The sequence below is a fragment of the Brevundimonas sp. SGAir0440 genome, from assembly GCF_005484585.1.
GTDB lineage: Bacteria > Pseudomonadota > Alphaproteobacteria > Caulobacterales > Caulobacteraceae > Brevundimonas.
In genome coordinates, this window is sequence record NZ_CP039435.1 from 1516713 (window position 1) to 1533656 (window position 16944).

At 59.7% G+C, this 16944-nt stretch carries 21 protein-coding genes and 1 tRNA gene; 20 read left to right on the forward strand and 2 right to left on the reverse strand.

The genetic code is table 11. From position 1 onward, the window contains the following. The first annotated feature begins 10 nt into the window (after window positions 1–10). The 3 genes from E7T10_RS07455 to E7T10_RS07465 all read left to right on the forward strand — a co-directional run bounded on the left by E7T10_RS07455 (window position 11) and on the right by E7T10_RS07465 (window position 1515). On the forward strand, window positions 11–379 hold the full coding sequence (locus E7T10_RS07455) for a hypothetical protein (RefSeq protein ID WP_137721314.1): 369 nt from the start codon (window positions 11–13) through the stop codon (window positions 377–379). A gap of 156 nt (window positions 380–535) precedes the next feature. Further along, the gene (locus E7T10_RS07460; RefSeq protein ID WP_137721315.1) at window positions 536–1015 is read left to right on the forward strand and encodes a hypothetical protein; all 480 of its coding nucleotides are present in this window, start codon (window positions 536–538) and stop codon (window positions 1013–1015) included. A gap of 38 nt (window positions 1016–1053) precedes the next feature. Then, a complete protein-coding gene (locus E7T10_RS07465) occupies window positions 1054–1515 on the forward strand; it encodes a hypothetical protein (protein WP_137721316.1) in 462 nt (153 codons plus the stop codon). A gap of 83 nt (window positions 1516–1598) precedes the next feature. On the opposite strand, the gene E7T10_RS07470 is transcribed toward E7T10_RS07465, so the two are convergent. Beyond that, window positions 1599–1997, reverse strand: coding sequence for a hypothetical protein (locus E7T10_RS07470; protein ID WP_137721317.1), 399 nt, complete (start codon window positions 1995–1997; stop codon window positions 1599–1601). 169 nt (window positions 1998–2166) lie between these two features. Next, window positions 2167–2934, reverse strand: a complete 768-nt coding sequence (locus tag E7T10_RS07475; RefSeq protein WP_137721318.1) for a hypothetical protein — start codon at window positions 2932–2934, stop codon at window positions 2167–2169. A gap of 92 nt (window positions 2935–3026) precedes the next feature. Between E7T10_RS07475 and E7T10_RS07480 the strand changes: the two genes are divergently transcribed. From E7T10_RS07480 to E7T10_RS07555, 17 genes are all read left to right on the forward strand, one after another. Then, entirely contained in the window at window positions 3027–3335 is a 309-nt protein-coding gene (locus E7T10_RS07480; protein ID WP_137721319.1) for a hypothetical protein, read from the forward strand. A 101-nt stretch (window positions 3336–3436) separates the two neighbouring features. Next, window positions 3437–5005 (forward strand): phage portal protein, encoded by a 1569-nt coding sequence (locus E7T10_RS07485; RefSeq protein WP_137721320.1) that lies wholly within the window; start codon window positions 3437–3439, stop codon window positions 5003–5005. Between the two features lie 51 nt (window positions 5006–5056). After that, on the forward strand, window positions 5057–5599 hold the full coding sequence (locus tag E7T10_RS07490; protein WP_137721321.1) for a hypothetical protein: 543 nt from the start codon (window positions 5057–5059) through the stop codon (window positions 5597–5599). Window positions 5600–5668: 69 nt separating this feature from the next. Next, window positions 5669–6895, forward strand: coding sequence for a hypothetical protein (locus tag E7T10_RS07495; RefSeq protein WP_137721322.1), 1227 nt, complete (start codon window positions 5669–5671; stop codon window positions 6893–6895). A gap of 97 nt (window positions 6896–6992) precedes the next feature. After that, complete coding sequence (locus E7T10_RS07500; RefSeq protein WP_137721323.1) at window positions 6993–7424, forward strand: hypothetical protein; 432 nt, start codon at window positions 6993–6995, stop codon at window positions 7422–7424. A gap of 47 nt (window positions 7425–7471) precedes the next feature. Beyond that, window positions 7472–7858 carry a hypothetical protein gene (locus tag E7T10_RS07505; protein ID WP_137721324.1) on the forward strand — a complete coding sequence of 129 codons (387 nt, stop codon included), beginning with the start codon at window positions 7472–7474 and terminating at the stop codon, window positions 7856–7858. Next, window positions 7859–8497 carry a hypothetical protein gene (locus tag E7T10_RS07510; RefSeq protein WP_137721325.1) on the forward strand — a complete coding sequence of 213 codons (639 nt, stop codon included), beginning with the start codon at window positions 7859–7861 and terminating at the stop codon, window positions 8495–8497. A 230-nt stretch (window positions 8498–8727) separates the two neighbouring features. Next, window positions 8728–9411: a hypothetical protein gene (locus E7T10_RS07515; RefSeq protein ID WP_168189906.1), complete on the forward strand. Its 684-nt coding sequence runs from the start codon at window positions 8728–8730 to the stop codon at window positions 9409–9411. After that, window positions 9377–9556 carry a hypothetical protein gene (locus E7T10_RS07520; protein ID WP_137721327.1) on the forward strand — a complete coding sequence of 60 codons (180 nt, stop codon included), beginning with the start codon at window positions 9377–9379 and terminating at the stop codon, window positions 9554–9556. Before E7T10_RS07515 ends, E7T10_RS07520 begins: the two co-directional genes overlap by 35 nt. After that, window positions 9556–11082 (forward strand): phage tail protein, encoded by a 1527-nt coding sequence (locus tag E7T10_RS07525; protein WP_137721328.1) that lies wholly within the window; start codon window positions 9556–9558, stop codon window positions 11080–11082. The genes E7T10_RS07520 and E7T10_RS07525 overlap by 1 nt, the downstream gene beginning before the upstream one ends. 24 nt (window positions 11083–11106) lie before the next feature. Continuing rightward, the gene (locus E7T10_RS07530; protein ID WP_137721329.1) at window positions 11107–11547 is read left to right on the forward strand and encodes a hypothetical protein; all 441 of its coding nucleotides are present in this window, start codon (window positions 11107–11109) and stop codon (window positions 11545–11547) included. A 3-nt stretch (window positions 11548–11550) separates the two neighbouring features. Then, a tRNA-OTHER gene (locus tag E7T10_RS15720) sits at window positions 11551–11643 on the forward strand. Window positions 11644–11861: 218 nt separating this feature from the next. Next, entirely contained in the window at window positions 11862–12680 is an 819-nt protein-coding gene (locus E7T10_RS07535; RefSeq protein WP_168189907.1) for a site-specific DNA-methyltransferase, read from the forward strand. Between the two features lie 401 nt (window positions 12681–13081). Then, window positions 13082–13432 carry a hypothetical protein gene (locus E7T10_RS07540; protein ID WP_137721331.1) on the forward strand — a complete coding sequence of 117 codons (351 nt, stop codon included), beginning with the start codon at window positions 13082–13084 and terminating at the stop codon, window positions 13430–13432. A 170-nt stretch (window positions 13433–13602) separates the two neighbouring features. Next, window positions 13603–14058: a hypothetical protein gene (locus tag E7T10_RS07545; RefSeq protein ID WP_137721332.1), complete on the forward strand. Its 456-nt coding sequence runs from the start codon at window positions 13603–13605 to the stop codon at window positions 14056–14058. Next, window positions 14055–16052 carry a hypothetical protein gene (locus tag E7T10_RS07550; protein ID WP_137721333.1) on the forward strand — a complete coding sequence of 666 codons (1998 nt, stop codon included), beginning with the start codon at window positions 14055–14057 and terminating at the stop codon, window positions 16050–16052. Before E7T10_RS07545 ends, E7T10_RS07550 begins: the two co-directional genes overlap by 4 nt. Continuing rightward, entirely contained in the window at window positions 16025–16900 is an 876-nt protein-coding gene (locus E7T10_RS07555; protein WP_137721334.1) for a hypothetical protein, read from the forward strand. The genes E7T10_RS07550 and E7T10_RS07555 overlap by 28 nt, the downstream gene beginning before the upstream one ends. The last annotated feature ends 44 nt before the right edge of the window (window positions 16901–16944 follow it).

The following is a 16944-nucleotide window of genomic DNA, read 5'->3' on the forward strand; positions in this document are numbered from 1 at the left end:
GAGAATTCCGATGCCCAAGACCGACACCGCCCTCGCCGCGATCCTCGAAAGCCACCGCACGGTGCTGTTGGATCACGTCAACGCCACCATCGACGCCCTCAAAGCTGAACTGGTCGATGACGCGGCGGCTCTGCCCAAGAACGACAAGGTTCCGACCTTTGAGCAGTGCCAAGACCCCGCCAACAAGGATGGCGCCAACCTGACGCCCCGAGGCGTCGAACTGCTGTATCGGCTGTTCGATGACGGAGCCGGTTATAACCGCGCTTCAAAGGCCATGGGGATCACGCAGACTGCGGCCCGCAACCGCAAGGGTCTGTGGGAGAAGAAGGAAGGCGGCCTGAACCGCCAGCGCAAGTTCCTTGAAGGCATCGACAGCTAATCAGCCTTCAGCGGATCGAACGAAGCCCTCGGAGCAATCCGGGGGCTTTTTTGCGCGCTGTGATTTGAAGCCGTCAAACTCGATTATGCGAGTGGAAATGCAACCGGGAATAATGCCATCATCGGCGTATCGACCGCAGCAAGGGCATCAGGAACCATGAAAAAAATCATCGCTCTATCATTTGTTTCAGTCATCGCAGCATGCGGTGATGGTGTTCGAAGTGATCAGGTGGAGATTGCAAATTCTGATACTGACCCAACAAATGAAGCCGTCATCGCGTCCGATCAAGCACTGCCAGCCAGTGCGCCAGCGGTAGTCATTGCCGATGCTGACAAGGGCAGGGTGTGTCGAGCAATAATCGCCAGCCTTAACGGGCGCCAACCCGACATCATTCGTGTAATCTCACACCAAGGCGACGAATATCGGGTCCGATACACTCGCGACGACGGCACTGTCTGGACGAATGACTGCATCGTTGGGAACGGCACGGCGCAATGGCGGATGGTGGAAAACGGTGTCCCCGGCCGCTGGCGAAGCGAAGACACGATAAACTTCACTGTAGACGGAGAAAAGATCGACGTTCAGACCTACATGAATGGCGAGCCAGTCACCTCGGACAGCTACACAATTCGTTGAATCGATCAGAACTGTTCTGCAGTCTGTTGGGGGATTAAATGGAAGACAGATACCCGACGTTTTTTACATGGGTCTTATGGGTTCTGGCGGCCCTCTGCTGGCTGGTGGCCGTGTATTTTATTTCGCCCGCCGGTAAGCGCGAGGCAGATCGGTGGAAGACAATACAAGCTGGAATAGTGATGGGCCTGTTATTTTTTGGCGGGAGCTTTCTTACCTACGGAAGCAGGTCGTCAGACAAGGTAAAAGCCGATTTGAAAGCCGCAAACGAGGCTGTAGCTGTCGCCCAACGCAACTACTATGAAGCTGACGCCGAATATCGTGCGGCAAGCGGCGCCACGGGGCCATCCAGTGCAACGACATACGCACAGTGCGTGTCGCGTGGCATCGCCTACTTCCGCGAAATCGAGTCATGGCCAAAGTTGAGCGACGGTCGCGACGCGCGTGGTGTCGCCGCAGAACGGTGCAACCGAACGACCGGAGCGTTCGACGGTCTAAACTAACCCGTTTCAGCAGCCCCGGTCGCAAAGACGGGGCTGGCGAACGGGTATCGGTCGTTCAACATCCGTATGATTGGCCGTTTATTTCAAAATAGTCGCGAAGGGGATTCAGGAAATCCGCTGAAGGGTCCGACCGTGCATTTTCCACCGGTCCAGTAGCTGCGCTCGAAAGGGTGCCATTTCGAGTCGGCATATGTGCCCGTTGTCCGTGACACAAAAACTTCCTCTTTCGTGGGAGTAGCGTCCGAGTTGTCGTCTTTGAAAACAAGATCAGCCGTGCCTCTGAATTTGATGAACGTGGCTGACACTTCATTAATCTGGAAGGTCACGGTGCACTGGTCTTCGCACCACTGGTTGGCGTCGAGGTCGGCTCGAAGATGGAGGCTAATTGGATCGACCGAATCCGTGCCGTCGCGCCAGTGTCTCAACCCTTCGCAATGAAGGTCAAACTGCTGTGGCGTCTGGGCAAGTGCCGGGAAGGCCATGAGAGCGAGCGAACCCGCTAATATGTGACGGCGCAGCCCTACGACCCGGAGGCATCCCGAAAGATGGCCAAGACCCATATGACGTCTGTGTCCGCGATTTCGGTAATGCTCTGCTCTGTGGCAGGTCATTTGGCGACCGGTCATGAGGGGTGTCTGGACATGCATTCGTTCATTCCTCTTTGAAGTCGGCGCCCATCGTCTCTTCCATCGTCAGGCCAGCCTCTTGGCCAGCCTTCATGAAGCCGAGGGCGCACAGCATGGTGCCAGCTTGCGCGCGATCTGCGGATTGTCGAGCTTCCGAGACGGCTGACGGGCGCATATCACCGTCGAGAACTTTACCCATTTGGCTGAAGGCGGAAGCCTTGGCGTAATAGGCGTTCTCGCAGGTCGTCACCGCTTCGGCGAAGGCGGCGCGTTTGTCGCGCGGGATCGCGTCAGGCACGTCGATGCGGCGAACATTGGTGCCAGCCTCCGAACAGCGCGATTGGGCCTGTTGGACCATGGGGTAGAGGTCATAGACGCTGGCGTTCCGGCGTCCCGCGACATCAGCGACATATTTGGATGCCGTGTCACAGGCGGACACTTGGGTCGAAACCTGTGTCCACATGCTTTGAGCGGCTGTTGCGATGGCGGGTTTCTGCGCGGCCAGTTCTTGGGCGGCGCGTTCGCTATCCGATTTTTCCCGATCTGCTTTTTCGACGGCGGCCTTTTCTTCTGCGGCGGCCCGTTCGGCTTCGCGTGCCGCAAGTTCCTCGGGGGTCGGGTCTGGCATCAATGATCCGCCGATCATCATCACAACGAACGAAATACCCAAACCGGCCAACGCACGTTTGCGAGTGCCCATTTTCAGGGCCTTGATCGGTTTAATCAGGCACACGATGGCCAAAACAAAGCCGATCAGACCTGCGAGGCCGATAAGGCCGCCAAGCGTTTCCATTGATTCCCCCTCCGCAAGCAGCGGTTGCGTAGGTGGTAGGGCATCAATCGACGCTAAACCAGCCGTGAAAGCGGCGACCGTCTAAATATCGGATGCCGTTCACCTTCATCTGCGCCGTCGATTACCCGGATTTCTGCGAGTTTTTCAATTTCCTCTCGGGCAAGGCTCGGTTCCGTAGCGTTCGGGCTGGATCGTATGGGCAATGGACCGCCGAAACGGTCGCCACGGGCCGTTTGGGGCCAGCTTTCGACGCGGCTGATCTGATCTTGGTGGCGGAATTGGAGAGCCAGAAGGATGCGGCCCTGTTTCGGACTTTCTACGACAGCGTGGTTCTGGTCGGTGATGAAGACGCTATCGAAGCAGATCGGCGCAATAGCTCGGGTGAAGCGCGGATGATCTGACGCCTCCCGATAAATATCCGATGAGGTTTCTTACGCCAAGTCGGGCCAGTGTTGGCATGTCTACAGAGCGGGAACTTCTACAGGCTCTGTAGAGGATACGCATGTCGTTTCAGATTATTGCCGCAAGGCACCCCCACGATAAGGATTTCCCTCGCGCAACCGGCATCAACGTCCGTTTGAGCCTGTTGAACGGGACTTTCTATTCATATCAGCCCTATCCGTTCCATCAGGAATATGCCGGGAACGAATACATCCCGCTGCATGACCGCTCGCCCAACACGCATACGGGCACCAATCAGCTTCGCACGGTCATTGATGACCATGTGTCGATGCTCTTTGGCGATGGTCACTTCCCCGAAGTTGATACGGCCAACGCTGTGGTCCGCAAGGCGGCCAAGGACTTCATCAAGGATGTGGGTCTGGTCGAGCGCATGCGCGAGGCGGCCCGTATTGGTTCGGTCGGCTCTGTTGGCATCCACCTGAAGGTTCTTCAGCGTCCGGGTGGACCGGCCCGCATGTTCGTAGACGTGCACACCACGGCGTTCCTGACGCCCGAGTTCGATCCTTACGCCCCTGACACCGTTCTGAAGGTCACGGAACTCTACAAAGTCCGTGGCGAGCGCGTGCGCGAAATGGGCTATTCTGTCCCTGACGACAGCCTTCAGTCCCTTTGGTTTGTCCAGCGTGTTTGGGACGACCTCGGTGAATGGTGGTTCGTGCCGTGGAAGGTCGAGGATCAGTCCCGATCTGACCGTCCGCATGTGCCTGTGATCGACCACGACAAGTCCGTCACGCACGAACTCGGCTTCTGCCCATGGGTTTGGGTCGGCGGCCTGAATGCCGAGATTGATGGTCCGTGCACCTTCGAGCCGGGCATTGAAGAGGCGATCCAGTTGGACATGCTGGACAGCCAGATCGGCCGTGCCCTGAAGTATACGATGGACCCGACCCTTCTGATGTTGGTCCCGTCTGCGGTGCCGATGATGGCGGCGCCTGTTGCTGGCGAAACGTCTGAAAGCGAGGGTCAGACACCGGCGGGGCAGGGCATGGCCAAGACCCCTTCGACCGTTTTGACCATGGATGCGGAGGGTGACGCCAAATACCTCGAAATCGCTGGTGGCGGCATCGAAGCGGCGTCGGCCTACATCAAACGCCAGAAATCGAACCTGATCGAAACGCTGCATGGCGACCGCGTGAACCCGGAAGAGGTCACGCAAGGGCATCAGGGCGCCAAGTCGCTCGAAATGCTGAACGCCTCGCTGCTGATGCACACCGAGAAGCTTCGCGTGACTTACGGGGAGGGCGCCCTTCTGCGTCTGCTGCGTATGGCCCTGAAGGTGATGACCAGCGTGACGGTGACCATGAACGAAGAGGTCGTGTCGGTGTCCGGTAGCTGGACTGATCTGGCCCTTCGGTGGGGTGATTTCTACCCGCTGACGCCTTCGGATGAAGATCAGACGGCCACGGCTCTGAAGTCGCTGATCGACACCGGCATCATGTCGAAAGAGACGGCCACCAAGGTCATCGCTGGCCACTACGACATCGAAAACGTCGCCGAAGAGCGCGCCAAGGTCGAAGCCGAACAGGCTGCGGCTGATTTGCGCGCCCAAGCGCAAACTGAACATGCGGCGAAGATCGCGCCGAACAAGTCATCGGGCCTCGAAAGCTAAATACTTCCATAAAACGGCGACAGGGGTCGCCAACATTATGGGAAGGCCCGAATGACTACTGAAGCAGATACCGGCTCTGAAGCCGCAAAGACCGAAGTGAAAGACACCGCAGGGGCGGGGAAATACACCTACGAACAGCTTGAGGCATTTCGCGAAGAGGCAATCGCCGACAACGTGAAGCTCCGCACCAAGCAAGCGGAATACAAGACCCGGATTGGTGATCTGGAACAGCAAGCCCGCAAGGCGGACGAACTGGAAAAAGAAGTCACCAACCTGAAGACCTCGGCCCGCGTCGAAGTTGCACAAGCCCGCCTTGAAGCTCTGGCTGTCAAGGAAGGCATCGTGGACCCGGACACTCTCAAGCTGATCGACCTGTTCGAACTGAAGTTCGATGACAACGGCAAGCCCGAGAACCTGAAGGCCCTTCTGGACAGCTTCAAGGAAGCCAAGCCGCACTTCTTCACTGAAGCCGCAGCCAAATCCGCAAGCACGTCATCGACCGTGAAGATGCCCAAGGCGGACATCACGGCCCCCTCGGTCAAGGACATGTCCGCAGCCGAGTGGGAAGCCGAAAAGCGCAAGCTCGGCCTGTGACGGTCGGCCCTCGGGCCAACCTAAAAGACGACCCAAGCCCTCCGAAGAGAGGGCGGAAAGAAACTACAAATGGCTCTCAATCAACTGCCCGCCAGCCTTCAGGTGCTGGTGCAAAACGGCACTCTGGATCGCGTTATTCAGGAAGCCCTCAAGCCGAAGCTCGGCTTCCGCTCCATCGCTGAACGTGTCCCGTTCTCGGCTGGTATCGGCGAAACGATCATCAAGACCCGCGACGGTCTGCGCCCGATTAGGACGGACCCGATTGCCAACGCTGGCCCCGACGACCTGAACAGCGGCATGACCGCTTCGAACGGCAACGTCGAGCAATACCGTCTGACCATCAATCGCTACGGCGATCTGGCCAAGACCGAACTGACGATGGATTCCGTCGCCATTTCGTCCACCTTCCTGAAGAACGCCCGCAACATGGCCCTTCAGTCGGAAGCCTCGGTTGACGCTCTGGCTCGCAACGCCCTCTTCAGCGCATACGGCGCGGCCAACACCGAAGTCAAAACGACCCTCGGCGCCGCTGGCGACACCATCACCGTTCTGAACGTCGCTGGCTTCGAAGCTGGTCAGGCGGTCAAGGTCGGTGACACGGTTTACACCGTCCTGACCGTCACCCCGACCTCGGGCACCGAAGGCACGATCAAGTTCGCCACCAGCGTCTCGGTCGCCAACGGCACCGCCGGTCGTCCGGTCGTCGGCGAAACCGCTGGCCTGATCCTCCGTCCGGGCAACAAGGCGTCGGCATCGGCTCTGGTCGCCACCGACTTCCTGTCGGCTTCTGCGATCCTCGCAGCCAAGGCCAAGATGGAAGCCAACGCGGTCCCCGGCCCGTATGTGATGTTCGTCCACCCGGAAGCCATGCCCGGTCTGTATGCTGACCCGCTCTTCCAAGCGTTCCACAACGGTTCGAACGGTTCGGACGAATGGAAGGACGGCGAAATCGAGCGCGCTCTTGGCGTCCGCTTCGTCAAGACCAACATGGCGATCAAGAATGGGTCGGTCTACCGCTCCATCCTCGTCGGTCAGGACACGCTGGTTGAAGGCGTCTACACCAACAACGCCTACGCCAACCAAGACGAGTATCGTGGCGCCCACTACATCACGTTCGAAAACGGCGTGGCTCAAATCGTCCGCGCTCCGCTGGACGTTCTGGGTGGCTGGATCAGCCAAGCATGGACCTACATCGGCGGCTTCGCAGCCCCGGTGGACGCGCTGGCTACCTCGGCCAACATCCCGACCGCGAACGGTCGTGCGCTGAAGCGCGCGATCATCCTCGAACACTCGTAAGAGTTTCGCCGGAAACGGAAGATCAGAAAGGCCGGTGGGGGAAACCTCACCGGCCTTTTCTCTGATATGGGTGGTCTCGAAAAATCGAGGGAAATCCGTGCGCCATCAACTCACCGGAAACGCAGGGCTTTATCACGTCGCACGCGAACTCTCCCGACGCGGCTGGCATGTCATGCCCACTGTCCGCAACGCGCGGGGCGCAGACCTCTACGCCGCTACGGACGATGAAATCCGTGTTCTTCCGATCCAGTCCAAGGCTTTGGCGAAACGCTCGCCGGTCCCATTGGGTGGGTCGCTTGATACGCTACGATCCTACTGGTGGGTCATCACGATCAACGCCAACACGGCGTCGCCGACTTGCTACATTATGACGAAGGAAGAAGTGAAGGCCGCCGCCCACCGGGGCGTAAACGACGCCGGTAAGGTGTCTTATTGGCTCCAACCGAAGTCATATGCCCTTTCAATCTATGAGGAAGCTTGGGACCGGCTTGGAAGCCCAGACCCCGAAGAAGTCCTCCCGACTGAATGAACCTATAGCGCGGGGCCGTAATACGGGTCGCCCGGATAAATACTGCTATGAGCGCAGCAGTATTCACCGACACCGAAAAGACCGACATTCGCCGGTTCATGGGCTATCCGCCCCGTGGCACCGACATGAACAGCATGCTGTTCGGCGTGTTGGTCAATGACGAAGGCGTGCTGGAATACCGCATGGGCCTTCTGACCGAGGAAGAGGGCGTTCAGGTCCGCAAGTATCTGAAGGCTCTGAAGAGCCTTGAAGATGCGATCCTTACTGCTGCTGACAATCTTGAAGACGACGTGCTTGGCCCGCTGAAGCGCAACAAGACCGAAATTGCAGAGCGCACCGCCCTGTATGACGCATGGCGCAAGCGCCTGTGCCAGTTCCTTCAGTTGAAGCCCGGCCCCGGCCTCCGCACCGGCGGCGTCCATTGGGTGGTCTGAATGGATCGCGTCTCGGCACAGCCGAAGCTTGATCGCGGATACGGCAAGATCGCTCGCAAGCTCGGGCGAACATACGCCCAATACCGTGCGTCCACGGCGTTCAACCCCATTTCAGATCAGAACAAGGTCGGTGATCTGGACTGCTTGTTCGACCCCAAGTCGGACTTCAGCGTTCAGCGCGTTGCCCTTCATGGCAAGCCGATCTGGTTTGCTGCGGTGGACCGCACGACCGTCGAGGTCGGTGACTACTTCGTTGGCGACAACGGGACATGGTTCATCGCGTCGATGCAGGACATCGCCCCAACGATGGCCGTGAAGTGCAATGCCGTCGCCTCGATCTATCGCCCCGGCTCTGGCCAGCACGATCCCTATTATCCCGCCACCGAGGGCACGCACACGGACACCCTGACGGGATGGCCGGTGTCGTTCCTCGAAGGCACGAAGGGCGAACGGTCGGTGCTGAACGGGCCACTGGATACCCGCGTGCCATGGTTCGACGTGCTGATGCCTGTCTTCAACACCGGCGACGTGCGGACCCATGATCGGCTGCGTCTCGATGACGGCACCGAGTGGGTGATTTCGTCCCCTGAACTGACTGAACTCGGCTGGCGCCTGACCTGCGGGCTGGTGACGCCATGATCGACCTTTCCGACATCGAGAACGCATTTATCGCCAGCCTCGGGGAGGCTCTGACCGGCTCGGGCATGATCGCTAATCCACCGGTCGCCCGTCCGAACACGCGCGGGATCACGAACACCAAGGGACAGACCGTCGAAATCCGCATCAAACGCGGCTTCCCTGTCTCTGACGCCATCAATGACGACATGACCGCCGGTCGCGTCCTGATCGTGGTTGGCCCGGAATCAGGCATGACCCGCATCCTGAAGCCGCTGCGTTCTCCCCCTATCATCACCCGCACCGTGCCGATCACGATGTCTGTCCAAGTCACCGATCCCACGGTGATGATCAACGGCATCGCCACAGCCGGGCAGGTTGTCGGCATCGGCGTCGGAAGCACGGGCTATGCCTACCGCTGCGTTGGCGGCGAGACGGCTTCCGTCGTTGCACAGAGCCTCGCCAGCCAGATCAACGGCGCCCAAGTGTCGATGAACCAAATCTATGTGCCCGGCGGCCACAAGCTGATCGCCGGTGTCGTCTCGGACAGCTTCACCAGCGTCGAAGTGGCGCGTCAGGTCCAAGCCTTCCGCATCGCGATCTATGCCCCCACGCCCGCGATCCGCGACGCTATCGGCCGTCTGATCAGCCCGACGCTGATGCAGGTCCGCCGGTTCGAACTGGAATACGGCGTCACCAACGCACCGAAATATCTGAACGTCTGGACTGACGACGCGACGGCCAAGGCTGGCGTCTTCAAGCGCGTTGAGCGATGGGGAGTCGAATATCCCACAAATGCCGTCGAGCAAGTGCCGGGCGTTTTGTTTGCTGGTCTAAATAGTAGTGGAAAGTTGGTCGGCCAGTTCCACCCGGATGGACCTATCACGATTGAAAGGATCATCAATGTTTGGACTGGTTGTTCTAACCGATTTCGATGACTTCAAGGCCGGTGACCACATCACCGATCCGAAGCTTGTCGCCGAATACCAAGAAACGCGCCCGATGTTCGTGGTGGCGGTCAAGAAGGCAAAGGCCCGTAAAGCCGCCGCCCAAAAACAAGAAGAACAGAAGGAAACTGTCTAATGATTGTCCTCGAAGGCACTCTGAACATGAACGCTCTTGGCGTTCCCGGTGTTTACACCACGATCCGCAAGCCGCGTGCCCGCTCTCTGAATGGCGTTCCTACCAACGTCCTCGGTGTCGTCGGTTCGGCTTCTTGGGGACCGGTCAACGTCCCCGTCACCTGCGATCTGGCTGGCTATCTGGCCACCTTCGGCCCGGTGATGAACCGTCAGTTTGACGCTGGCACGGTTTGCGCCGTCGCCGCCGCTCAAGCTGCTGAAAGCTTCATCGTCGTTCGTGCTGCTGGCACCGGCGCCGCCGCAGCCACCTGCGCTGTTGCCGCGACTGCTGGCCCCTCGGGCGCAACCCTGACCGGCAAGTATGTCGGTTCACTCGGCAACGACCTGACCATCCGCTTCACGGCTGGTTCCAAGGCCAACACCGTCCGCGCCGTCCTGTCCTCGGGCAAGCTGTCCAAGGTCGAAGAATATGACAACCTGTCGAACGTCGTGGCCGAGTTCTGGCCCGCCCTGATCGCCGCGATCAACACGGGCGCCGGTGTCCGCGCCGCTTCGGATTTGGTCATCGCTTCCGCCGGTGGCACTCCCACCGCGATCCCGGCTCTGACCGCGACGGCTCAAGCCTTCACTGGCGGTGCTGACGGCACGACTGTTGCTGCTGACCTGATCGGCACGGACGGCGCATCGCGCACCGGCATGTATCAGCTTCGCGATACTGCTGCGGCTGTCGCTGTCCTCGCTGACATCGACGGTTCGGCTCTGGCCAACATCGAGGCTTTCGGCCGCGAAGAGGGGATCGTCATGGTCGTCGCTGGCCCGGCTGGTCAAACCATCGCCCAAGCCAAGACCGCCAAGGCTTCCATCGACAGCGCATGGGTCCACTATCTGCTTGGTGACCACATCTACTGGCGCGACCTGACCAACGGCGTCACCCGTCTGGTCAACCCGTCCGCGTTCGACGCTGGCAAGCTGGTCGGCATGTCGCCCGAGCAATCGGCCCTGAACAAGCCGCTGGCTGGCATCCTCGGCTCGCAGAAGTCGGGTCTGGCCCAAGGTTCGGCCTCGCAGTATAGCCGCGCCGAAAAGGCGGACATGTTCCGCAACGGCATCGACGTGATCGCCTTCCGTTCGCCGGGCGGCAACTACTGGTCGGTCGCTGGTGGCGTGAACACGTCCAGCAACCCGGACACCAACGGCGACAACTACGCCCGCGTCATGGACTACCTCGCCTCGACGGTTGATTCCGGTATGGGCAGCGAAATCGGTGGCGTGATCAACGCGGACACGTTCCGCAACGTCACGACCCGTCTCGATACCTTCCTCGGCAACTGCGTCTCGGCTGGCATCCTGTCGAACGACGAAGATGGCAACCCGCCCTACGTCGTCCTCTGCGACAAGTCGAACAACCCGCAATCGCGCACCAGCCTTGGCTATCTGCAAGTCGATGTGCAGGTCCGATTCCAGTCGATCACGCGCTACCTCACGATCAACGTCGAAGGCGGTCAGACCGTCGTCCTCGTCCGCTAACAACAATAAGAAAAGGACAGGATCATGCCAGTCTCTAACGGTTCCAACTCTTTCAGCATCGGTCGCGATGGGGCGTTCAAGCTTCAGGTCGGCAACCAAACCTTCGACCTCGAAAATTGCACGGGCTTCGACCAAAAGCAGGAAACTGCTGCGGTCAACGTCGATCCGGTTCGCGGCCTCCAACTCTTCGGTGAAATCCCGAAGGGCTGGTCGGGCAGCTTCGAGGTCTACCGCAAGAACGCCGAACTGGACCGCCTCTTCGCGGCCATGGAAGCCAACTTTAACAACTCGGGCACGCTGCTGAACGCCACGCTCTTCGGCTACATTGACGAAGCCGGTGGTGGCCAAACGATCTACAAGTTCACCGGCGTTTCGCTGAAGATGGACGACGGCGGCACCTACGCAGCCGACAAGGAAGTCAAACAGAAGATCAGCTTCAAGGCGCAAACCCGCGAAGTGAAGTGATCGGACTCCCGTAGCTTTAGATGGCTGACAGCGGCCCCGGTTATCCGGGGCGTCGGGGAAACCTCAACGCTGGTTCGAATCCAGCCGGGATTGCCAAATCAAAAGGGCGTCGGAGTGATCCGGCGCCCTTTGCGTTCACGGGGTCGGGCAACGAAACCAGCGACTGAAATTTGGTTGACGCCGAGCCGATCTGTGAGACCATCTTTGCGCGCTGAAAGTAATACCTTGAGACTTTCAGTAAACGCCAGCAAATCCGGTTGACGGAGACCGAATCCATGAGAGGCTTTCAATAGAAAGCATTCATGGAGAGCTATTTGAGCGACAATGATAACAATCCTGACGCGGGTAATAAATACTCCGTGTCTAACGATAATATCTCTCCGACTTCGCTTGTCATCAACGACGACTGCTTGAACGCTATGCGTGACATGGCTGATGGCTCTTTCCACGCAATCGCGTTCAGCCCTCCTTACAACCTTGGAACTTCCACGGGCGGTGGGATCAAGGGTTCGGGCAAGACGGGGAAGTGGACCGGCGCCAAGCTGGCTGACGGCTACGACACCTTCGATGACGCAATGCCTCGCGCCGATTACGTCCGTTGGCAGAAGGAAGTTTTGAGCGAGTGCTGGCGATTGCTCGCTGATGATGGCGCGATTTTCTACCAGCACCATGAGCGCGTTCAGGCTGGCGTTCTGCAAACGCCTCACGATCTGAACCCCGGTCTTCCGCATCGTCAGACGCTCTATTGGGACCGTGGCTCCAGCCATTGCTTCAACCACACTTTCGCGACGCCGATTCACGAAGTGGTCTACATTTTTGCGAAGCCGAAATTCGCGTTCAGAAAGAGCCACGGCCTGAAAACGGTGTTTCGCATGGGCAAAGACCACGGCAACCCCCACCCGGCGCCGTTCCCTGTCGAACTCCCTCAAATGTTGATCGCGGCTCTGAAGCCCGAACACACTAACATCCTCGACCCGTTCAGCGGCTCGGGGTCAACTGGCGTCGCGGCTAAACGTGAAGGTCGGAACTTTGTCGGTATCGAGTTGAGCGAGAAATATGCGGCTGAATCGCGTGTCCGCATCGCCAACGACAATGGCGCAAGGCTGGACGTGAAGCCTTCGAAGAAATCCTAACAGTCGTTCAGTCGCATTGGGGACCGGCGCAGCGGATGCCAGCCGGATCATACCACCAGCCGGGCATATCCTTGCCCGCCTCGGGTTGTTGGGGATTGGTCGGGGCAAGGGGAGCCGTGATCGGTCCTCTGGGGTCTTGAACCGAAGTGAATTCGTGAGGCTGCGAAATGCTGGCGAGGGTGATCCCTCCGACCAAAACGCCGATAGCCCCTGCGATGTAAACCAGCTTCCTGACCATAGTGTTATTTAAGATATGGCGCCGATTTACAGGTGTCTACCCCTAAATACGAGTGTCCTTCTCCGGGGACAACAGACGCGGCACAGCATGTCCTCGCTAAATACTGGTGCGGCTTGCTGTGTCGCGTCGCACTAATAATTAGCCCCGGAAAAGGTATACACAAATGACTGACAAGACTCCGACCGCAGTTGCCGTCGCATCCTCCAATATCACTGTCGTTAAAGACTCTGACGGTCGCGAGCTTCATATCAAGAAGCTGAACACGCTCGAAGGCGCGAAGCTGACCCGCGCCTGTGGCGATGCCGCGTCCAACCAGCCTTATATGATCTACGCCACGCTGGCCGCCTCGGTTCGCCAGATTGACGACACCCCCATGCAGTTCCCGAAGTCCGTCGATCAGGTGGAATCCCTGATCGGCCGTCTGGACGACGCGGGCATGGAAGCCGTCGCCCGTTGGGCTGAAAGCCTCGCGCCGCAAAACCAAGATGATGTCTGGTCTGCGGCAAAAAACTAACCGGGAACGCCGAGCTTCGCGCAGCCCTGAACTGCGTCAGGAACGGCGTTCCCTATCAAGAAGCAATGGAGTTGGACCCCGTTGAACTACTCGCCTTCGAACTGATCTTCGGAGAACTGGAAGGCGGCGAGTTCGATTGGTCAAGCAAGCGTTGGAAGCAAAAGGACTAAATGGGAACTCTACTCGGCTTTGCCGCTAAACTCGCAGCGATTCAGGGCGGTGCCCTGATCGCGCAGCAGCATGCGTTGAGTGAAGGCGCCAAGATCGTCCACGAAGAAGCGCAGGACCGTATCGGAACCTATCAGGCCGATGCTGGTCCTTTCGCTGCTTGGCCCACGCTGGCCCCGTCCACTATCGAAGAGCGTGTCCGCCAAGGCTACTCGGCCAGCGAGCCGCTGCTTCGCACTGGCGAAATGCGCGAGAGCCTCGAATGGAACGCCTCGCCTTTCGAAGCCAACATCGGGTCGGACAGCCCGGTCGCCAAGGCTCAAGAACTCGGTGACGGCGAAGACCTACCGGCGCGTTCGTTCCTCGGGGGCGCCGCCTACACCAAGGAACAAGAGGTCGTAGATAAGATCGGTCAGGAACTGGTCGCCGCCTACATCATCGGGAGCCTGATCCGATGAACGTCTACGGCATCAACGTCCACATCGGCCTGACCGGCGGATTGTTCGCGGCCCTCGGCCCGATCATCGGCCGCATGGGCAACCTGAACAGCAAGATCGGCACGGTCACGTCGAGCTTGACGAAAATGCAGTCGGCTGGCCTCGGGCTGGCCGCCATCGGCGTCGGCGCGGCTGCTGCTGGCATCGGCATGGCCAAGGGCGCGCTGGCGATCAGCAACGCCGCCAATGACCTGAACGCCGCCAAGACCCGACTGCTGACCGCCGGTATCGCCCCGGACATCGCAGCCCGCTACGTCAAGCAAGCCCGCATCCTGCGGACCTCGGCTCTCGGGGTCGCGTCTCACGAACGGGTTGGACTGATGAACGACCTTCACTCGGTCTTCGGTGATCCGAATGAAGCGATCCGTGCGTCACGCCCATACATGCAAGCTTTCGCGGCCTATCGCTTCCAAAACCGCGACGCGGACCCGGAAGGCAAAGGCTTCAACAATGCAGCCAAGGCCGTTGACCTCGGTGGCCGCGCAATCGCGGCCAACGGTGGCCTCGACGTTGCGAAGTTCCAAAGCGAACTGCGCTTGATGAACGCGATTTCGACCTACACCAACGGTCGCGTCACCCTGAATGACCAATACCTGTTCGCCCGTGGGGCGGGCATCGCCAACAAGGGCCTGACCCAAGACGGCTATCGCAATCTGGCTCCGCTGATGGAAGGCATGGGCGCCGAAAAGGTCGGCACCGCCTTGATGACGACCTTCCAAAACCTGATTGGCGGCTCGATGAAGCGCGGGGCTGTGAACCAGCTTGTCGGCGCGGGTCTGGTTGATCCGAACATGGTCCGCAACGTCGGCGCGGGATCGTTCGTGCTGGATCGTGGCGCGCTGAAGGGCACTGACCAGTTCCAGTCGGACCCGGCTGGATGGGTCCGCGACGTGCTGATGCCAGCCGCCTTCAAGTCGCAGGGGATCGGAGCCGACGCCAGCGCACAGCAGAAGAAGGATGCGATGATGAACTTCATCAGTCCGCTGAAGCTGGACCGCCGCGCCAAGGGCTTCCTGTCTGAAACTGCCTTCGGGATGATCGACGGGACGTGGGAGCGCGATGTGAAGAACATCCGCAACGCTGAAGGCGTGGACCCCTATTCGACCCACCTGAAGAACAGCCCGGCGGCGAACCAAGCCGCCCTCGGAACCGCATGGGGCGACCTGAAAGCAGCATTGGGCGAAGCCGCTGGCCCAGCCCTGATCCCGCTGATCCAGAACCTGACCATGGCGATCACCATGATCACCACATGGGCAGAGGCGAACCCGGAAGCCGTAGGCAACATCGTGAAGGGCCTCTTCATCTTCGGCGTGGCGTTGGCCGCCTTCGGGGTGGTGCTGGCTATCGTCGGCGTTGCGATCCTTGCCGTGACCTTCCCAATCGTGGGCACCGCCTTGGCCATTGCCGCTGGCGTCGCTGCGATTGTCGCTGCTGTCGCATGGCTGATGACGCTCGACTGGAAAGCCATCGGCCTCTTCGTGGTCCGTAAGTTCACTGAAATTCGCGACACCATTGGTCGTTGGATCGGCGGTTTCGTGACGTGGATGGCCGAACGGATCGCAGTGCTGAAGGCTATCATCGACAGCGTGCGCTCGGCCCTCTGGGACGGCATCAAACGTCTGTTCACGGGCCTTGGCGACTGGATCAAGAACCAGATGGCTGGCACCCCTGCGGCCACGGCTGAACAGCAGGAACGCAACCAGAGCATTCCCGGCAACACCATGCGGGGCAGGGGAGGCGTGCCGGATGCGGCGGGCGTGCTGCGTCCGTCCAGCTACGTCGGCCCGCCCCCGCGCAATGGCGGCGGACAAGTCATCCATACGACCGTCAACATGGACGGTCGCGCTATCGCAACGCAGGTGGACCGCCACCTTGCGTCGAACAACCGACACAACACCGGCCCGACCGGTGGCGACCCCGGTCTGTCTTGGTCCGGGGCGGAAAGCTTCGCCTGATGTCTATCTCTTCCTTCCTCGCCGGAACGCAGATCACTGTTCCGGCAATTGCCGATTTCGTCCCTGCGTCCACCGGCGGCGTCGCCCAACAGGCGCCAGCGGCTACGTCGCCTATGAGCCTCGGCGATTTCCATTTCACGGCCTTCGAAGTGCCCGAGAACATTCAGCACGGCATCAAGCAAATCACGGTGACGCACACCCTGATCGGCGGACGCCGCGTCGTGGATGCGATGGGGGCGAGCTACGACCCGATCAAATGGGATGGCATCCTGCTATCCGCCGATGCTGAAGACCGCCGCGACACCCTCAAGCGCATGGCTGCGTCAGGCCGCAACTATACCCTGACGTGGGGCAACACCGCGCTCGACGTGGTGATTGAGGATGTCCAGTTCGATGAAAAGTCGGCGTTCCAAATCGCCTACGCCATCACCGTCTGCGTCCTCGAAACGGCTGTCACGGAAGCGGCCCAAGGGTCAGCCCTACAGGCCGCCACGACCGACTTGGGCAACGCTGTGGGCGTATCGGCCCCAACCGGCCTGACAGGCATCAGGGACAGCCTTTCGGGTGTCCTGAAAACCGCGCAGCAGGTCCGCAGCGGCACGGCCCAGATCGTCGGTGTGTGGAATGGTCTGAACGCCGCCAAGCACCAGATCGACAACGCCATGGCCGACGCCAACGGCGTCATCGGCGCCATCGGCTCCATCGGTTCGATCACCGAGAACACCAGCAACACCATCAACGATCTTGAGCGGGCCTCAAACGCCTTCGAACGCCTCGCGCAGCTTGGAGCGACCGGCGGATATGTCGGTCGTGCAATCGTCAACGTAAGGGGTCTAACCGGTTTTTGAGCAAAACCGGCCTAATACGCGCTAATCTGGTCCTGTCAAATAAA